Genomic DNA, 2507 nt, shown 5'->3' with positions numbered 1-2507 from the left:
CTTCAGAACTAACACAGTGGACGCGAGCAACTGAGGACAAGCCCTCGGCCTATTAGTACCGGTCAGCTCCACCCATTACTGGGCTTCCACATCCGGCCTATCAACCCAGTCGTCTACTGGGAGCCTTACCCTCTCAAGGAGGTGGGAATACTCATCTCGAAGCAGGCTTCCCGCTTAGATGCTTTCAGCGGTTATCCCTCCCGAACGTAGCCAACCAGCCATGCCCTTGGCAGGACAACTGGCACACCAGAGGTTCGTCCGTCCCGGTCCTCTCGTACTAGGGACAGCCCTTCTCAATATTCCTACGCGCACAGCGGATAGGGACCGAACTGTCTCACGACGTTCTAAACCCAGCTCGCGTACCGCTTTAATGGGCGAACAGCCCAACCCTTGGGACCGACTCCAGCCCCAGGATGCGACGAGCCGACATCGAGGTGCCAAACCATCCCGTCGATATGGACTCTTGGGGAAGATCAGCCTGTTATCCCCGGGGTACCTTTTATCCGTTGAGCGACGGCGCTTCCACAAGCCACCGCCGGATCACTAGTCCCGACTTTCGTCCCTGCTCGACCCGTCGGTCTCACAGTCAAGCTCCCTTGTGCACTTACACTCAACACCTGATTGCCAACCAGGCTGAGGGAACCTTTGGGCGCCTCCGTTACCCTTTGGGAGGCAACCGCCCCAGTTAAACTACCCATCAGACACTGTCCCTGATCCGGATCACGGACCGAGGTTAGACATCCAGCACGACCAGAGTGGTATTTCAACGGCGACTCCACCATGACTGGCGTCACGGCTTCAAAGTCTCCCACCTATCCTACACAAGCCGAACCGAACACCAATATCAAACTGTAGTAAAGGTCCCGGGGTCTTTCCGTCCTGCTGCGCGAAACGAGCATCTTTACTCGTAGTGCAATTTCACCGGGCCTATGGTTGAGACAGTCGAGAAGTCGTTACGCCATTCGTGCAGGTCGGAACTTACCCGACAAGGAATTTCGCTACCTTAGGATGGTTATAGTTACCACCGCCGTTTACTGGCGCTTAAGTTCTCAGCTTCGCCCTGTCGAAACAGAGCTAACCGGTCCCCTTAACGTTCCAGCACCGGGCAGGCGTCAGTCCGTATACATCGCCTTACGGCTTCGCACGGACCTGTGTTTTTAGTAAACAGTCGCTTCTCGCTGGTCTCTGCGGCCACCCCCAGCTCACGGAGTAAATCCGATCACCAGTGATGGCCCCCCTTCTCCCGAAGTTACGGGGGCATTTTGCCGAGTTCCTTAACCATAGTTCACCCGAACGCCTCGGTATTCTCTACCTGACTACCTGAGTCGGTTTAGGGTACGGGCCGCCATGAAACTCGCTAGAGGCTTTTCTCGACAGCATAGGATCATCCACTTCACCACAATCGGCTCGGCATCAGGTCTCAGGCTCAATGTGTGACGGATTTGCCTACCACACGCCCTACACCCTTACCCCGGGACAACCACCGCCCGGGCTGGACTACCTTCCTGCGTCACCCCATCGCTTACCTACTACCACCTTGGGTCAGCGGCTCCACCACTCCCCTTCACCCGAAGGATCCAGGGCGGCTTCACGGCCTTAGCATTAATGGGCTCGATATTGGGCGTTTCAAAGCGGGTACCGGAATATCAACCGGTTGTCCATCGACTACGCCTGTCGGCCTCGCCTTAGGTCCCGACTTACCCTGGGCAGATCAGCTTGACCCAGGAACCCTTAGTCAATCGGCGCACACGTTTCTCACGTGTGTATCGCTACTCATGCCTGCATTCTCACTCGTGAACCGTCCACAACTCGCTTCCGCGGCTGCTTCACCCGGCACACGACGCTCCCCTACCCATCACAACACCCGTTGGGGCTATACGCTGCAATGACACGACTTCGGCGGTACGCTTGAGCCCCGCTACATTGTCGGCGCGGAATCACTTGACCAGTGAGCTATTACGCACTCTTTCAAGGGTGGCTGCTTCTAAGCCAACCTCCTGGTTGTCTCTGCGACTCCACATCCTTTCCCACTTAGCGTACGCTTAGGGGCCTTAGTCGATGCTCTGGGCTGTTTCCCTCTCGACCATGGAGCTTATCCCCCACAGTCTCACTGCCGTGCTCTCACTTACCGGCATTCGGAGTTTGGCTAAGGTCAGTAACCCGGTAGGGCCCATCGCCTATCCAGTGCTCTACCTCCGGCAAGAAACACACGACGCTGCACCTAAATGCATTTCGGGGAGAACCAGCTATCACGGAGTTTGATTGGCCTTTCACCCCTAACCACAGGTCATCCCCCAGGTTTTCAACCCTGGTGGGTTCGGTCCTCCACGAAGTCTTACCTCCGCTTCAACCTGCCCATGGCTAGATCACTCCGCTTCGGGTCTTGAGCGTGCTACTGAAACGCCCTATTCGGACTCGCTTTCGCTACGGCTTCCCCACACGGGTTAACCTCGCAACACACCGCAAACTCGCAGGCTCATTCTTCAAAAGGCACGCAGTCACGAGAT

General features: G+C 56.5%; 1 rRNA gene (running past one end of the window). It reads right to left on the bottom strand.

Annotated elements, in window-relative coordinates:
* Positions 1–32 precede the first annotated feature (32 nt).
* Positions 33–2507 (bottom strand): 23S ribosomal RNA (locus ACZ6J5_RS36030); it runs 731 nt beyond the window's last position.

Source organism: Streptomyces sp. NPDC042100 (genome assembly GCF_055582325.1).
Note: the sequence above shows the minus strand (reverse complement) of the source record. Positions and strands in the feature narration are given on the sequence as shown.